Origin of the sequence: Tenacibaculum sp. TC6, assembly GCF_050606265.1 — a bacterium.
Taxonomy (GTDB): domain Bacteria; phylum Bacteroidota; class Bacteroidia; order Flavobacteriales; family Flavobacteriaceae; genus Polaribacter.
On record NZ_JBOCUK010000008.1, the window covers coordinates 41,630 to 58,790 of the forward strand.

The following is a 17,161-nucleotide window of genomic DNA, read 5'->3' on the forward strand; positions in this document are numbered from 1 at the left end:
TGTTGTGATTTTAACTAAAAATCGGGGCAAAGGTACTGATTTTTTGAGTTTTATTGTTTAAAATATCACTTTTACTTTTTTTTTGATAAGATTTTAAATTCAAGGTAAAAAAACAAAAAATTAATATACAACTAATTATAATTTTTTAAACCTTTGTATCAGTTATATAAATTTATACGTTAGAAAATAAAAATAGAAAAATGAAAGTAGCAGTTGTAGGAGCTACCGGTATGGTAGGTAATGTTATGTTACAGGTATTAGCTGAACGAAATTTTCCAGTAACAGAATTAATTCCTGTTGCTTCTGAGCGTTCAGTGGGAAATCAAATAGAATTTAAAGGAACAAATTACACCGTAGTTGGTTTAGAAACAGCAGTGTCAATGCAACCGGATATTGCGTTGTTTTCAGCAGGTGGAGATACTTCAATAGAATGGGCTCCAAAGTTTGCTGCTGTTGGCACAACGGTAATTGATAACTCTTCTGCATGGAGAATGGATCCAACTAAGAAATTAGTAGTTCCTGAAATTAACGGAGACGTATTAACGAGTGAAGACAAAATTATTGCCAACCCTAACTGTTCTACAATTCAATTGGTAATGGCATTAGCTCCTTTACACAAAGAATATAAAATGAAAAGGGTGGTAATTTCTACCTATCAATCAGTTTCCGGAACGGGTGTTAAGGCTGTTCAACAATTAAACAATGAAGAAGCAGGAATAGAAGGAGAAATGGCGTATCCACATCCAATAGGAAGAAATGCATTACCACATTGTGATGTGTTTTTAGAAAATGGGTACACTAAGGAAGAAATGAAATTAGTAAAGGAGCCTAAAAAGATTTTACGTGATGATTCTTTTGCTGTTACAGCGACAGCTGTTAGAATACCAACTTCAGGAGGGCACTCTGAATCAGTAAATGTTCAGTTTGAAAATGATTTTGAACTGGAAAAAGTACGTGAGTTACTTGGTAAAACAGAAGGAGTTATTGTACAAGATAGCGTACAGGATAATGTATACCCTATGCCTATTCATGCTAATAATAAAGATGAGGTATTTGTTGGAAGAATTAGAAGAGATGAATCACAACCAAATACATTAAATATGTGGATTGTGGCTGATAATCTTCGTAAAGGTGCAGCAACAAATACTATTCAAATTGCAGAATATTTAGTAAAAAATAACATAGTAAAAAATACGGTTTTAGCTTCTTAAGCAAAAATTGTCTGACACTAAGAATCCTGAGTAATACACTCAGGATTTTTTATTTGTATACTTTTGTATTTATGGATAAACAAAGAATAATAAGCAACACTATAGCTTTTGTAAAAGAAACATTAAAAGGAGCGGAAGGCGGACATGATTTTTTTCATATCGAAAGAGTTTATAAAAATGCTTTATTAATTGCCAACGACGAAAATGTAGATGAATTTATAGTAGCCTTAGGCGCATTACTTCATGATATTGCAGATAGTAAATTTTATGATGGTGATGAAACTATAGGTCCGCTTAAAGCAAGAACATTTTTAAAAGAACAACAGGTTGACGAATCTATTATAACACATGTTGAGAACATTATAGCGAATATTTCTTTTAAAGGAGGTAATTTCGATAAGCAATTTACTTCTCCGGAACTTGACGTAATTCAAGATGCTGACAGGTTAGATGCCATTGGAGCTATTGGAATAGCGCGTTGTTTTAATTATGGTGGATTTAAAAACAGGGAGTTGTATAATCCTGAAATTCCTCCAAACATGCACATGAGTAAAGAAGAATATAAAAAATCAACAGCACCAACAATTAACCACTTTTACGAAAAGTTGTTGTTGTTAAAAGATAAAATGAACACAGAAACAGGAAAAAAGCTAGCTATGGAAAGGCATCAGTATATGGAAAGTTTTTTAAATCAGTTCTATAAAGAATGGAATGGTTTAGTGTAAATTATTAGTTATTAAAATATAAATTTTATGTTAAATTTTGTTTTTTTAAAAAATAATATTATGTTTGGAATATCATCCCTAAAATTAATAAAAGAATTTTTTTCCCCTTAAGTAAAGAATAGCATTTAAAAACCTTTTTTTGAATGCTATTTTTGTTTTTATGGAACATGTAATTTATAAAACTATTGTTGGAATACCGGATAAAGAAGTACTAACAGATGTTACTTTTTTATACGCTTCGCTTTTTGAATCTGCTCAGTTAGAATTTTTTAAAGAAAGAATATTTAGCAAAGAAGACCTTTTAACTTTAGTAGCCTATCAACATACAACACCCGTTGGATTTAAAATTGGTTACCGATATAATGAAACTACATTTTATAGTTGGATAGGAGGTGTGCTAAAAGCCTATAGAAAAAATAAAATAGGTCAAAAATTAATGAGCTTACAACATCAGATTATAAAAGAAAAAGGATATACAAGAGTCAGAACAAAATCAATGAATACATACAAACCAATGATGATATTAAATCTTTTACAAGGATTTGATATCATCAAGGTTTATACAAATGAGGTAAATCAAACAAAAATTGTGTTTGAAAAAGACCTTTAAGTTTTAAGCTCCTGGAAAGTTAGGTTTTCTTTTTTCTAAAAAAGCAGTAGTTCCTTCTTTAAAATCATCAGTTCCAAAACAGTTTCCAAACTCATAGATTTCTGTATCAAAACCATTTATACCATCTTTAAAATTATCATTTACGGCTTTAATGGCTGCACTAATTGCTACTGATGAATTGTTCATGATTTTACCTGCTATTTTTTCAGCTAAAGGAATTAATTCCTCTTGTGTAGTTACATGATTTACCAATCCGTATTCTTTAGCTTCAGCAGCATTAATCATACTTGCAGTCATAATTAACTCCATAGCTTTTCCTTTTCCGATTAGTTGAGGTAAACGTTGAGTTCCTCCATATCCGGGAATAACACCTAAAGATACTTCAGGAAGTCCCATTTTGGCATTATCAGAAGCAATTCTGAAGTGACAAGCCATTGCCAGTTCTAAACCACCGCCTAAGGCAAATCCGTTAACAGCAGCAATTACCGGAGTAGAAAGGTTTTCAACAAAATCAAATAACATTTCTTGTCCTTTTTTAGCTAATAACCCTCCTTCTTTAACAGAAAAATGAGCAAATTCAGAAATATCAGCACCGGCAACAAAGGCTTTATCTCCACTTCCTGTAATAAGTATTACTTTGGTAGCTGCATCATCTTCTAACATTTCAAATGCTGTGTGAAGTTCTTCAATAGTAGCTTTGTTAAGTGCGTTTAATTTTTTTGGACGGTTAATGGTAATAGTTGCTAATCCGTTATTTTTTTCAATTAAAATATTCTCAAAGTTCATATTTTGTTTAGTTATATTTTTAATTATGTTTTAGGTAAAATAACTGTGAAAACAGTTCCTATTCCTTCAGTAGAAGTAAAGTTAATTGAGCCATCATAGGTTTCTATAATTTTTTTAACCATGGCTAAACCTAATCCCATACCACTGGTTTTGGTGGTAAATTTAGGCTCAAAAATAAGTTCTTTATTTTGTTCTTTAATACCCTTACCGTTATCTGAAACAGTTATTTTAACGCTATTTCCTTCTGAACCTACTTTTACTTCAATTTTAGGAGGTATATTGTTCCCTTTCATTGCTTGGGTGGCATTTTTAACCAAGTTGGTAATAATACGAATTAATTGTGTTTTATCTAAGCTGGCGTACAATTCTGTTTCTCCTGGAATGTACTCGATATAATCTTCCGTAAAAATATCAAGAGCATGCTTAATTACGTCTACCACATTTAATTTTTCACGACTTTGAGTTGGCATCTTAGCAAAATCAGAAAAAGCAGAGGCTATAGAACTCATAACATCTATTTGTTGAATAAGAGTTAAGCTGTATTCTGCAACTTTTTCTTTTATATTAGGATCTTCCGGATTGAATTTTCTTTCAAAACTTTGAACGGTTAAACGCATTGGGGTTAGCGGGTTTTTTATTTCATGAGCCACCTGTTTGGCCATTTCTTTCCAGGCCTCTTCACGTTCACTTTTAGCGAGTCTTACAGCACTTTCTTCTAACTGATCAATCATATTATTATATGATTCAATAAGGGAGTTAATTTCAGAACTAGCTGCTTTTATAGTAATTTTTTCGTTTCGTTTATTTAAACGAGTTTCCTTAATTTTTTCAGCAATGGTTTTAATAGATCGGGTTATGTAAGTTGAGATAAAGTAGGCCAAAATAATTGCTAATACAAGCATTAACGCATATACAAGTGTTAAGCGAGATAAAAATTCTTGTAGCTCTTTTTCCTGATCTGTATTATCTTGAGCAATTTGTAATTCTAAAATTCCGATTCTTTTAAATCTGGAATCGTTAATATAGGTGTATGAAGATTGATACATTATGTCTTTTATAACAGTATCAAGTACAATTCTATGGTTTGAATTAATTGCTAAGTCTTTTACTGCATTCTCAGAAAGCGGAACCTCTTCAGCCTTGTCAAAGTTATAAGGAATAGATGATTTTAATAGCTTCCCGTTCATATCATACATTGAAATAGTGAGTTTATGAACTGTTGCTATTTCGTAGATTCTATCTTGAAAGATTTTTGAAAGATTTTTTGTGGTAACCGGATACGTAGTTTTATCTAGTTCAATTTCAATATCTTGTTTGGTAGCAATTTCTTTTCTGCCAAAACGTAATCTGTTATAATCTTTAGTTTGTTCTTCGTATTGGTAAACGGTAACATATACAATTAGCATTGAGGTAAGCAATACTAAAAGTATCATAGATAAGAATATTCGTATTCTGAGTGATATATTGCTAAACGATATCAAGGTTTTTGTATTCTTTTAGATTTCATAAATAAATGATCGTCAAACTCACCGTCATCACCCCAATCGTAAGTAACTGTAGCTTCAAAACCGTCATTAGTTTGTGTAACTTTGTACCAGGCTTGTACTTGTTTACCTAAATAAGAATAATCTACAAATAAGCTGTCTCCTTTAGTGTTCCATACACCTCCGGTTTCGCCTACTTTCTTACCATCGGGTTGTAAAAACCAAGCGGTAAAAGTTCCGTCATCAGCATAAGCAGATTGTGCTTTTCCGGAATTAGAACGGCTAAAATCGTCTTCAAAAACATATAAACTATCTGCTTTCTTAAAGGTAGTATAGGCTATTTTTATGTAAGTAGTTTCCCAATTGCCCACCATGTAATTTTTTAACAAGGTTGTTTTAGGGGGGCTATCTGTAGTGTCTTTGGTTGTATTTTTATGTTGCTTACAGGCTCCTAAAAAAACAAAGACAATTAATAAAGAAACTTTAAGTGTATTCATTAGTTTATTTTTTCTTCTTTGGTATGTAATAGACGGGTTAATTTAATAGATAAATCTAATAAAATTATTTTAGCATTTCCATTACGTTCAATATGATATTGAGCATCACTAACTTCTTGTTCAATAGTTACTATATTTCCACTATGCACAAATGGGGCAAATTTTGATAAATCAAAGTTTGATGTTTGTGTTTCTAAAAAAACTAGATCCGGAGTGCCATAATTTAATAAAAGTGCTTGTCTGAAAAATTGCAAACAATACTGTAAAAATTGCTTTTGAGTTTCTCTTCCTGAATTAGCAATAGTTTCAGACCATTCTACTAAATCTTGAATAACGGCAGCATTTCCTTTAGCTTTAAAAGCACTACGTATCCAAGTTATGAACCACTTTTCAAATACCAGATCGTTTGAATCATTATGAAAAAGATGTATAGCCTTGTTGTAATTACCTTCACATTGATGAGCAATTGCAGCAGCTTCATTTTCACTAACACCTTCTTTTTGAATTAGAGAATTTACAATATCAGCTTCACTTAAAGCAGGAAAATGTAAGGCTTGACATCTTGATTTAATTGTGTTAATTATTTGTTCTTCATCTTCGGTAACCAGTAAAAAAATAGTTTTGCTAGGTGGTTCTTCAATAAGTTTCAAAAGCTTATTTGAGGCGGCTATGTTCATTTTTTCAGCCATCCAAATAATCATAACTTTAAAACCACCTTCGTAGGATTTTAACTGTAATTTTTTTACAATATCTTCTGCTTCATCAACCCCTATTTGACCTTGCTTATTTTCAACCCCAATGTGTTGAAGCCAATTAAATAAATTACCATAAGGCTGATTGTTAATAAAAGAACGCCATTCTTCTAAAAACAAATTACTAACCGGATGGCTTTTTACCGCATCCGTTGTAGTTACAGGAAAGGCAAAGTGGAGATCCGGATGCTGAAGTTTATTGCACTTTATATGGCAAGCATCAGCATTGTTTGAAAAATTACATAATAAATGCTGTGCATATGCAATAGCCATAGGTAAGGTTCCTGAACCTTCTTTTCCTATAAATAACTGAGCATGTGGGATTCTTCCGTTTTCAGCAGATTTTTTTAAGTGATCTTTTATATGTCCTTGTCCAATAATATCTTCAAAAATCATAGCACAAATATACTATTTAAGCGAGAGCAATAATATTTATTTATGAAATGAATTTATATAGGAAACAAATAGTTTAGAATGATTCTATTTTAGTATATTTGCAGGCTAAAACACATTTGTTTTTGAGTACAATTGCAACATTACAAGTCGGGGAGAAAGGAATTATATCTGAAGAATGTTTAGATAGAATACCTTTAAAGTTATTAGAAATGGGATGTTTGCCCGGAACGGAGGTTGAGTTATTACAGATAGCTCCGCTTAAAGATCCTATGTACATATGTGTTAACGGTAGCCATTTAGCCATACGCAAAGAAACAGCTTGTCAAATTGCTATAACAAAAATTTAATGATGAGCAGTAAAATTAAAGTAACACTAATTGGAAACCCTAATACAGGAAAAACATCATTATTTAACCAATTAACGGGGTTAAACCAAAAAGTAGGAAATTACCCGGGAGTAACCGTTGATAAAAAACAAGGAGCTTGTAAATTACCCGGAAATAAAACAGCAATTATTACTGACTTACCGGGTACGTATAGTATAAATCCTACTTCTTTAGATGAAAGTATTGTGCTAAAAACACTTATGAGTACTCATGAAAAAGACATTCCGGATGTTATTGTTTTAGTTGCAGATGTTGAAAATTTAAAAAGAAACCTACTTTTATTTTCTCAAATTCAAGATTTAGAAATTCCTACGTTGTTGGCTATTAATATGGCCGATCAAATGAATAGAAAAGGAATAACCATAGAGGTTGATGCTTTAGAGGAAGCATTACAAGCAAAAGTTGTTTTAATTTCTGCCCGAACAAATCAAGGAATACAGAACCTTAAAGAAACTATTGTAAACTATTCACAGCTTAAGAAAACTTCAAACTTTGAGAGTATTGCAAAGAAAATAGATTCTGAATATTTTGAAAAACTACAAAAAACCAGTAGTCAATTTTCGGTTTATGAACTATGGTTAATGCTAACAAAAAATCATAACTCATTATTATCTTCTGAAGAACAAGAACAATTAAATCCGTTTAAAAAAGATATCTCTAAGCAAAAAAAATACCAGCATAAAGAAACTATTTACAGGTATCAGAAAATAAATGAAATACTTCATAAAACGTATGTTGTTGATAAAACAAAAGCAACAGATTTAAGAAGTAAATTGGATAAAGTTTTTACGCACAAAATTTTTGGATACGTTATATTTTTTGGATTGTTGTTGTTAATTTTTCAATCTATTTTTGATTGGGCTTCAACTCCAATGGATTTTATTGATGGTTTGTTTGCCAATATTTCTGAATATGTAAAAGCAGTTTTACCGGCCGGAATGTTTACCGATTTGTTAACGGAAGGGATTATTCCAGGAATAGGAGGAGTTGTTATTTTTATTCCGCAAATAGCTATTCTGTTTTTGTTTATTTCAATTTTAGAAGAAACAGGATATATGAGTAGGGTAGTCTTTTTAATGGATAAAATAATGCGTCGTTTCGGTATGAGCGGAAAAAGTGTAATTCCTTTAATATCAGGAACAGCCTGTGCTATACCGGCTATTATGGCTACAAGAACTATTTCGAGCTGGAAAGAACGATTGATAACTATTTTAGTAACTCCGTTTACTACTTGTTCTGCAAGATTACCGGTATATGCTATTTTAATAGCTTTAATTATTCCTGATAAAAAAATAGCAGGGTTTTTAAGTTTACAAGGGTTAACCTTGTTAAGCTTATACATTCTCGGTTTTATGGCGGCAATTTTTGCTGCATTTATTTTGCATAAAAACTTAAAAATAAAGAGTAATACCTTTTTTGTTGTTGAAATGCCTAACTATAAATTACCGTCATTTAAAAATGTTTTTTTAGATGTTTTAGAAAAAACCAAAGCATTTGTTTTTGGAGCAGGTAAAATTATTTTGGCAATTTCTATTGTATTGTGGTTTTTAGCTTCACATGGGCCATCATCATTCAATACAGTTGAAAAAACAATAACAGAAAAATATTCGGCTAAAGATATTTCTGAAAAAGAATTAGAAAAGAAAATAGCTTCTGCCAAATTAGAAAACTCCTATATCGGAATTATGGGAAAAGCTATTGAACCTGTTGTAAAACCATTGGGATATGACTGGAAAATAGGAATCGGACTAATATCATCATTTGCTGCCCGTGAAGTATTTGTAGGAACTTTAGCTACTATATACAGTGTAGAAAGTAATGATGAAAATACAGCAACCATTAAACAAAAAATGGCTTCTGAATTGGATCCTGTCACAGGTGAAAAACGATTTAATTTTGCTACCGGAATATCGTTGTTACTTTTTTATGCTTTTGCTATGCAATGTATGGCCACACTTGCCATAGTTAAACGAGAAACCAAGAGTTGGAAATGGCCAATAATTCAACTTGTTGGGATGGGTATTTTGGCTTATGTATCAGCATTAGTATCGTATCAAATATTAAGTTAATGCAAGAAATACTTACTTATACCACCGTAATTCTAGCTGTGTTATTCTTAGTTAAAAAGTTTTTTATTAAGCCTAAAAAAGCTAAGAAATGTGATACTAATTGTAATTGTGGGTAGTTTTAACTTCAATCAGACAGCTATAGTTTTATTTTCAAAAATTATTTTTAGTTCTTATCATATTTTGAGGAATTAAAAAGATGTTTTTGATTATGAAAATGTAAAATAGGTATAAGATTGTTGATAGGTGTTTTTCTGTAAAAAACAAGAATAAATACAAACCACTTAATTTTAAACTATTTTTGTTGGGAGTACGTTGTTAAAAGTATGGCTAATAAAATCTTTTGTGTTGTGTGTTTTTTTATGGCGGTTGGGGTGATCGCTCAAACCAAACCAAAAGAATTTCGTACCAAAAAAATTCAGGTAACGTCGGATACAATTCGGATAGACAGTATTAGCATCAACCCTAGAAATTTTAAAGTGTTGACTCCTGAAAACACCCCAATTGATTCCACTAATTATACTGTAAACTTTGGGTTAGCTCAATTGATTATTGATAAAGAAAAATACCCGGAAATTATTGTTGAATATTATAGGTATCCTGATTTTATTACCAAAGTGTATGCTCCTTTTGACAAACGATTAATTGTTGAAAGCACAGAAAATACAGAAAAACTTTACAGCGAAACCACCAATAAGAAACCTCAAAATGTTAAGTTGTTTGATGGGTTAACCACCCAAGGTTTTATAGCCAGAGGAGTAACAAGTGGTAACAATCAGAACGCGGTAACTAATTCTACGTTAGATTTAACTATTTCCGGAAAGCTTTCAGATAAAGTAGGTATCAGAGCGAATATTTTTGACACAAATTTTCCATTACAACAAAGCGGATACTCACAAAACATTACAGATTTCGACCGTATTTTTGTAGAACTTTACAGCAAAAATTGGAACTTAAAAGGAGGCGATTTAAGTTTAAAAAACAATACAAGCTACTTTTTGAACTTTGAAAAACAAGTTTCAGGAGTTGAAGTTGGGGCTAGTATTAACAAAGAAATAAATATAGGGGCTTCAGGTGCTATAGTTAGAGGGAAATTTTCTGCGTTTAATTTTGTTGGAATTGAAGGAAATCAAGGACCTTATAAAATCTTTGGTAGTAATAATGAATCGGCAATTATTATCGTAGAAGGAAGTGATCGGGTTTTTGTTAACGGAGAACAGATAAGTAGAGGAGAAAATAAAGAGTATGTAATTGATTATAATTTAGCGGAGATTAGATTTAACACAACTTTTCCGATTACGAACGATATGCGTATTCGTGTAGAGTTTCAATATTCAGACAGAAACTACACGCGCTTCATTACTTATGAAAAAGCTTCTTATGTAACTAAAACAGTTTCAGTGTCGGGTTATTTTTATAATGAAAATGATGCTAAAAATCAACCCATACAACAAAGTCTAACCGATACACAAAAGCAAATTTTAGCCAGCGCAGGGAATGATAAAGGTAAAATGATAACACCAAGTGCTTTTCCGGATGAGTTTTCAGTAAATAGAATTCAATACAAAAAAACAACCATTAACGGAGCAGAAGCTTTTGAATATACAACTAATGAAAACGATACGGTTTTTTCAGTAACCTTTACCAATGTAGGAGCCAGTAATGGTGATTATATAGTTGATAAAACCATTGCTATTGGAACCATTTATAAATATGTAGGTAAAAATCTGGGTAATTTTAATCCGGTAATTCAATTAATAGCCCCTACAAAACTACAGGTAGCCGTTGTAAACACACAATATACGCCTTCAGAAAAAACCAAAATCAATGCAGAGTTAGCGTATAGTGATAATGATGCTAATTTATTTTCGACGATTGATGATGAAAAAAATAAAAGAGTAGCAACTAAAATAGGTTGGCAACAACAACTAATAGATAAAGGTTGGGCAATAAGCAGTGATATAAACTATAAGTTTATACAAAGTAACTTTCAAACCGTACAACGTTTTCAGGCAGTTGAGTTTAATAGAAATTGGAATGTAGATAATCCTATTGGAAATCAACATGAACTTGGAACTTCACTTCTTTTCGATAATAAAAAGAACACGAAAATTTCCTATACATTTCAGCACCTTTCTTTTTCTGATTCTTTTTCCGGAAACAAACACTCAATAGCTTCTGAAACACAATTAAACAATACAGATTTTTGGATTCAGGGAAGTTGGTTAGACCATAAAACCAATGAAAAAAATGGGAACTTTTTCAGAGCTAAATCTAAGTTTACACAAAGGTTTAAAAAATCTTGGTTAGGAAGCTTTATCAATATAGAAACAAATGCACGAAGAGAAAATGCCACGGGTAATTATGAAAAATTAAGCCATCGTTTTAAAGAATATGAAGGGTTTTACGGAATAGGTGATAGCACAAAAGTATTCGCTAAATTAGGTGTCAACTACAGAACAAATGATAGTGTTAGAACCCATACTTTTACTCAAATTAATAACAGAAAAACCTTTTATATACACAGTAAATTAATTCAAAACGAAAGGGTTAATCTTTCTCTTTTTGCTAATTACAGAATAACTACCAATCGTTTTTCGGCAAATGAAACCGCGTTAAACTCAAAGCTTTTATATAATCAGAAGTTTTTTAACAGTTTTATCACGCTAGGAACCACCTATGAAACCGCTTCCGGAAATATAGCGCGTCAAGATTTTTTATATGTGAAAACAGAACCGGGACAAGGATATTATACTTGGGTAGATTATAACAATGACGGGGAGCAACAGTTTAATGAGTTTGAAATTGCCCAATTTCAAGATCAGGCAACCTATTTAAGAGTGGCGTTACCTAATATACGATTTGTACCCACACAAAGAGTAAAGTGGAAACAAGCTATTACGATAAATCCACAACAATGGAGAAGTAAAGAAGGAGGAAAAAAAATACTTTCTCATTTTTATAATCAAACCTATGTAACAATAGATAATGAACGATTAAAAAACAGCGGAGGCTTTCATTGGAATCCCTTTGAAATTACCACGGATCAATTATTAGGACTAAACTTAAACGTTAGAAATAATTTTTACTTTAATAGAAATCTGCAAAATTATTCATGGATTTATTCCTACGGAAGTTCAAAAAGTAAACAGCAATTTTCTATCGGAAATCAAGAAAACAACTCACAAATCCATCAATTAGAGTTTCAACATAAATTAACTAAATTTTGGTTGTTTGAAACCACAGGGTCTATTGCAAGAAATAAGCTGGTGACTGAAAATCAAACTAATAGAAATTATCAAATTAACACCAAAGAAATTTACCCTAAGCTTACTTTTTTATACAATAAAGACCATAGGTTTTCAGCATATTATCAATTTAAAAACAAAGAAAATAAAGAACAAGATTTTGAAAAACTACAACAACAAAAATTAGGACTTTCTTATTTTTTTATTAGTGCCTCAAAAAACCAATTAAATGCAGAAGTAACCATGCTGTTAAATAATTTTACCGGAAATTCAAATTCACCTACCGGATATCAAATGTTAGAAGGCTTACAAGTAGGAAAAAATTATACATGGAATGCATTGTGGAATCAAAAATTAACTTCTGTGTTACACCTGTCTTTAAACTACTTTGGAAGAAAAAGTGAAAATACACGAGCAATACATACAGGCACACTACAGTTAAAAGCCATTTTTTAAGTATGTTTGTGGTATTATAATTGCAAGAAAATATACATTTTACTTATAAATAAAAGAAACATGAAAAAAATAATATTAGCCGTTGTACTATTAGTAAGCTCATATATAAAAGCACAGCAAGAAGTAAAAATTGATATAGCAGATGCTTTAGTGATGAAAACATTAGAACTTTCTTACGAATACTATTTAAGCGAACAATCCTCTGTAGGAATATCAGCACTATTCAATTTTGAAAAAAAGAGTTCAGATTTCAGATATAACGAAAATCAAATGTTTACGCCTTACTTCCGTCATTATTTTACCAGTAATAGAAACTGGAATCATTTTGGTGAAATTTTCTTAGGAGTTAATTCAGGAGATAGAGAAATTGACTTAGATAATAACACAAAAACATATAAAAAATATACTGATGGCGCTTTAGGAATTGCCGTAGGATCTAAATATGTATCTAACGGAGGTTTTGTGGTAGGTGTATATGCCGGATTAGGAAGAAACATATTTGCTTCAGATTCGTATTCGGTGGTGCCAAGAGCAGGTATTAATGTTGGGTACAGGTTTAACTAACTTAACAATAACAATATGTAAAAACCCGCTATTAAAGCGGGTTTTTTTATGTGTTTACTATGTTTTTTTTTTTAAAAGACCAATACTATTAACAATAATCAATGTTAAAAAAGCAGGTAAAACCCAGCCTAAATGATGTTCAGCAAAAGGAATATATTTAGTAAGTATTAAAAGATGTTTTTTGTCAACAAAAAACGCCAGAAAATCAGGAATACTAAATAAAAACGTAACCAAAACCACTGCTTTAAAAACAAGAAAACCGGCTAGCTTATTAGGTAGAATATTTAAAATAATTAATATAATAGTAATAGGATAAATAAACATTAAGGCAGGAAAAGCAATATTAATAATATACTTAACATCAAACTGACCTACAATAATTCCTATAAAACAACTTACAATTGCAGTAATTATATATGCTTTTTGAGAGTTGTTACATAAACCTTTAAAATAATCAGAAGTACCGGTAATAATACCTACAGCAGTAGTAAAACAAGCCAACGCAACTAAAACACTTAAAAAAGTTGCTCCTATATTACCTAAGGTTTGTAAACTTAAAGAAGCTAAAATAGCTGCTCGGGTTGCGTTTTCTGGAAAAGTAGTGCTAAACAACGCTCCGTTATAAATTAATCCGGCGTAAATAACTAATAATCCTAACCCAGAAATAATTCCTGCCTTAGTTATCAGCGTCTTTTTATCTTTAAAAGAAACGGTCTTGTTAAAATTCATTGATACCACCAAAACTCCACCAATAACAACAGCGCCAATAGCATCAAAAGTTTGATACCCCTCTAGTAAACCATCTACAAAAGGAATGGTAAAAATACCCTGCTGCATATGACTTACAGGAGGAGAAAAAATACCTACAAAAATAATGGCAAGTAAAATAAAAATGATTAGAGGAGTTAAAAACTTACCTAACAAATCCAATACTTTAGAACGATTAATGACAAATATAAAAACCAGTAAAAAATATAAAGTACTCGTAAATAAAGAGCTAATATCAAAATAAGGAGCTATGGCCATTTCATGCGTAACCGAAGCTGTACGAGGAGCCGGTAATGCAATAGAAATAAGATACACAACTAAACAGTAAACAGTACTAAAAATGGGTGAAACTTTCTTACCAAAATCATACATGGTGCCCTGTAGCTTAGCATGCGCTAAAATTCCGAAAAAAGGAATCACTACGGCCGTTATAAAAAAACCAATAGTTACTAATAACCAAGAACTACCTGCATTTTTTCCTAATAAGGGAGGTAAAATTAAATTTCCGGCCCCAAAAAACATTGAAAACAATGCAAAACCTATTATTAATACATCTTTAGTTTTGTTCATTCTATAACAAATTTATCTTTGTCGAATATACAGTAAAAATGATTGCAACATACAAGGAGATTTCTGTTTTTTATACAGATAAAGGAAAAGGAAGTGTGGTAGTTTTATTACACGGATTTTTAGAAAACGCTACCATGTGGACTCACATAGTTGATGAATTAAGTAAACATAACCGCGTTATTTGTATTGATTTATTAGGTCATGGAAAAACAGATTGCTTAGGATATATTCATACCATGGAAGAAATGGCAGCTGCGGTAAAAGCAGTATTAAAAAGCTTGCAAATTCGAAAATCTTATTTTGTAGGGCACTCTATGGGTGGGTATGTTTCATTGGCTTTTGCAAAAGAGTACCCACAAAATGTAAAGGGTATTTGTTTAATGAATTCAAGCTCACAAGCAGATACCGGAGAAAGAAGAGTAATACGACAAAATGCTAATGAAATGGCTAGGAAAAACTTAGACATGTTAATTAGAATGGCTATTCCAAATTTATTTGCGCCCGAAAATAAAGAAAAATACACACAGGAAATAGCTGAGGTTTTACACGAAGCTAAACAAACCACCGTAAGAGGCTACATAGCAGCTAATGAAGGTATGTTACTACGTACAAATAGTGAAGAAATATTACAACAAGTACCCAAACGAGCCATTATTGTAGGAAAAAAAGATCCCGTGTTAAACTATCAATCCATTACTGAAGAGGCTCACAGAACTCAAACACCGTTAATAGAATTTCCTAACGGACACATGAGTCATATTGAAGACAAAGAAGCCTTGATTGAATTTATAAAGCACTTTGTAAAATAATACTTGTGTACACTTTTTATTTTTTAATTATAAAAAGGTGTACAACTCTGTACACGTTTGTAATTTTTTATTTTTAATCGTGTACAAAGAAAAAAGAAGCATGGTTGTACACGTTTTTTTCAGAAGAATAAAAAGCGTGTACAGAATTCTGTTTTTAGATGTAAAAATCTCTAACTTTGTAACAGTAGTTGCACCTAGATAACTTGTTATAAAACAAGTTGAAAGAAATTTGATAAACAATGAAAATACACCACTTATCCCAAGAAAATTCAATATTAAATAAATTTTTAGCAGAAATAAGAGACGTTTCTATTCAGAAAGACTCTATGCGTTTTAGAAGAAATATTGAAAGAATAGGAGAAATATTGGGGTATGAACTTAGTAAAAACTTAACCTATCATCATACAGTAACTACAACACCTTTAGGAGAAAAAACCATTAATTTGCCGGAGGAAGATATTGTTTTGTGTTCTATTTTACGAGCCGGATTACCGTTGCATAACGGATTGCTAAATTATTTTGATGCTGCTGAAAATGCTTTTATATCTGCCTATCGCTATCATCCGAATAATGATGAAGCGTTTGATATTGTGGTAGAGTATTTTGCCTCACCTTCTATTGACAATAAAGTTGTATTTTTAATTGATCCAATGTTAGCTACCGGAAAGTCGTTAGAAGCAGTTTATGAAGGAATTAAAAAATTTGGAACCCCTAAAAAAATATACATTATATCGGTTATAGGATCTTATGACGGAATAGCCCATTTAGAAAAATGTTTTCCGGAAACAACAGAGTTGTGGATAGCGGCTATTGATAATGATTTAAACGATAAAGGCTATATAGTACCAGGATTAGGAGATGCCGGTGATTTAGCTTTTGGATCAAAGCTTTAGTATAAAAGCTACAAGAAAAACTCTATCATTGAAGCAATAATAAAAAGCAAAATAAAAATATCAGCAAACCATTTTTTTTGATATAACTCCAGTCCGTTTGCTAAAATTACAGAAATAGGGAATAATAAAAATAAAAACGCTTCACCTGATTTCTCAGGAACTAAAAAAAACACAACTCCCGAAAAGAAAAGATGAAATAAAATAAGAATCCAGTTTTTTCTAAAACGATTTAAAACAGCCAACGCCTTAGGAGTTTTTATTACAACAGCCAAAAAAGTAAACAATCCAATAAAAAAGATACTGAATAAATAATATGGTGTTGAGTATAAGGTGAAATCTAATGTAATTTTCCATGAAAAAAGTTGCCAAAAAGTTTCAGCAGAATCATACCAAAAACAGTACGTGTAGTATAAAAAAACAGGAACAAAAAAACCTAATAAAGGAATAATTAATGTTTGGTAAGATAAACGGTTGTGTAAAAAAATAGAAATATATAATAAGAAGCCAAAAACCAATGTATACGGCTCTACCATAAAAGAAATACCTAACCACATACCGCCATCAAAAAGTTTGTGAAAAATATTTTTACCCGATTGTAAGCTATATACCTTTCTAAAAAATAAAAGTGTAGTTAAATTGGCATAAAAAATAGTGTTGATATCTATGTTTTTAATAAAAAAGCCAATTAAAAGAACATAAAAAAGAAAAGCAAAAGAGTTATCAAAGGTAACCTCATTTTTTACAATGATAAAGTTGTAAATAGAAAAAACAACGATAAATAGAAAAACCTCTTTTCCGGCAGAGAAAAAAGAAATATTATTTACAAAAAGTGTTACCCCAAAGTACGTCAGAAAAAGTAAAAAGAGTACTATGAAATTTACAGGTTTAGATTTGCTGAAAAAATTGGCTAACATCGATTCTTTTTATATTTTTGCAAACG

Annotated in this window: 15 protein-coding genes; 9 read left to right on the plus strand and 6 right to left on the minus strand. The window is 31.2% G+C overall.

Annotated features, from left to right (window positions below; translation table 11 throughout):
• The first annotated feature begins 200 nt into the window (after positions 1–200).
• From ACQY1Q_RS06440 to ACQY1Q_RS06450, 3 genes are all read left to right on the plus strand, one after another.
• The gene (locus ACQY1Q_RS06440) at positions 201–1,211 is read left to right on the plus strand and encodes an aspartate-semialdehyde dehydrogenase (protein ID WP_431004473.1); all 1,011 of its coding nucleotides are present in this window, start codon (positions 201–203) and stop codon (positions 1,209–1,211) included.
• 71 nt (positions 1,212–1,282) lie between these two features.
• Positions 1,283–1,936 carry an HD domain-containing protein gene (locus ACQY1Q_RS06445; protein WP_431004474.1) on the plus strand — a complete coding sequence of 218 codons (654 nt, stop codon included), beginning with the start codon at positions 1,283–1,285 and terminating at the stop codon, positions 1,934–1,936.
• 139 nt (positions 1,937–2,075) lie between these two features.
• Positions 2,076–2,546, plus strand: a complete 471-nt coding sequence (locus ACQY1Q_RS06450) for a GNAT family N-acetyltransferase (RefSeq protein ID WP_431004475.1) — start codon at positions 2,076–2,078, stop codon at positions 2,544–2,546.
• 3 nt (positions 2,547–2,549) lie between these two features.
• Here ACQY1Q_RS06450 and ACQY1Q_RS06455 read toward each other — a convergent pair whose 3' ends face one another.
• The 4 genes from ACQY1Q_RS06455 to ACQY1Q_RS06470 are packed head-to-tail and all read right to left on the minus strand — an operon-like array spanning position 2,550 to position 6,461.
• Positions 2,550–3,332: an enoyl-CoA hydratase/isomerase family protein gene (locus ACQY1Q_RS06455; RefSeq protein WP_431004476.1), complete on the minus strand. Its 783-nt coding sequence runs from the start codon at positions 3,330–3,332 to the stop codon at positions 2,550–2,552.
• 23 nt (positions 3,333–3,355) lie between these two features.
• On the minus strand, positions 3,356–4,765 hold the full coding sequence (locus ACQY1Q_RS06460) for an ATP-binding protein (RefSeq protein WP_431004477.1): 1,410 nt from the start codon (positions 4,763–4,765) through the stop codon (positions 3,356–3,358).
• A gap of 44 nt (positions 4,766–4,809) precedes the next feature.
• Entirely contained in the window at positions 4,810–5,313 is a 504-nt protein-coding gene (locus ACQY1Q_RS06465; protein ID WP_431004478.1) for a hypothetical protein, read from the minus strand.
• A complete protein-coding gene (locus tag ACQY1Q_RS06470) occupies positions 5,313–6,461 on the minus strand; it encodes an ATP-binding protein (RefSeq protein ID WP_431004479.1) in 1,149 nt (382 codons plus the stop codon). Before ACQY1Q_RS06470 ends, ACQY1Q_RS06465 begins: the two co-directional genes overlap by 1 nt.
• 122 nt (positions 6,462–6,583) lie before the next feature.
• On the opposite strand from ACQY1Q_RS06470, the gene ACQY1Q_RS06475 reads away from it, so the two are divergent.
• The 4 genes from ACQY1Q_RS06475 to ACQY1Q_RS06490 all read left to right on the plus strand — a co-directional run bounded on the left by ACQY1Q_RS06475 (position 6,584) and on the right by ACQY1Q_RS06490 (position 13,181).
• Positions 6,584–6,808 (plus strand): FeoA family protein, encoded by a 225-nt coding sequence (locus tag ACQY1Q_RS06475; RefSeq protein ID WP_431004480.1) that lies wholly within the window; start codon positions 6,584–6,586, stop codon positions 6,806–6,808.
• Positions 6,808–8,916 (plus strand): ferrous iron transport protein B, encoded by a 2,109-nt coding sequence (gene feoB / locus ACQY1Q_RS06480; protein WP_431004481.1) that lies wholly within the window; start codon positions 6,808–6,810, stop codon positions 8,914–8,916. Before ACQY1Q_RS06475 ends, feoB begins: the two co-directional genes overlap by 1 nt.
• Positions 8,917–9,239: 323 nt before the next feature.
• Positions 9,240–12,617, plus strand: coding sequence for a hypothetical protein (locus ACQY1Q_RS06485; RefSeq protein ID WP_431004482.1), 3,378 nt, complete (start codon positions 9,240–9,242; stop codon positions 12,615–12,617).
• 60 nt (positions 12,618–12,677) lie between these two features.
• Entirely contained in the window at positions 12,678–13,181 is a 504-nt protein-coding gene (locus ACQY1Q_RS06490; RefSeq protein WP_431004483.1) for a DUF3575 domain-containing protein, read from the plus strand.
• Between the two features lie 57 nt (positions 13,182–13,238).
• Here the strand turns inward: ACQY1Q_RS06490 and brnQ are convergent, their stop codons facing one another.
• A complete protein-coding gene (gene brnQ / locus ACQY1Q_RS06495) occupies positions 13,239–14,519 on the minus strand; it encodes a branched-chain amino acid transport system II carrier protein (protein WP_431004484.1) in 1,281 nt (426 codons plus the stop codon).
• Between the two features lie 38 nt (positions 14,520–14,557).
• Between brnQ and ACQY1Q_RS06500 the strand changes: the two genes are divergently transcribed.
• Positions 14,558–15,328 carry an alpha/beta fold hydrolase gene (locus tag ACQY1Q_RS06500; RefSeq protein WP_431004485.1) on the plus strand — a complete coding sequence of 257 codons (771 nt, stop codon included), beginning with the start codon at positions 14,558–14,560 and terminating at the stop codon, positions 15,326–15,328.
• A 239-nt stretch (positions 15,329–15,567) separates the two neighbouring features.
• A complete protein-coding gene (gene upp / locus ACQY1Q_RS06505; protein WP_431004486.1) occupies positions 15,568–16,221 on the plus strand; it encodes a uracil phosphoribosyltransferase in 654 nt (217 codons plus the stop codon).
• A gap of 8 nt (positions 16,222–16,229) precedes the next feature.
• Here upp and ACQY1Q_RS06510 read toward each other — a convergent pair whose 3' ends face one another.
• Positions 16,230–17,135, minus strand: a complete 906-nt coding sequence (locus ACQY1Q_RS06510) for a DUF6427 family protein (RefSeq protein ID WP_431004487.1) — start codon at positions 17,133–17,135, stop codon at positions 16,230–16,232.
• Positions 17,136–17,161 lie beyond the last annotated feature (26 nt).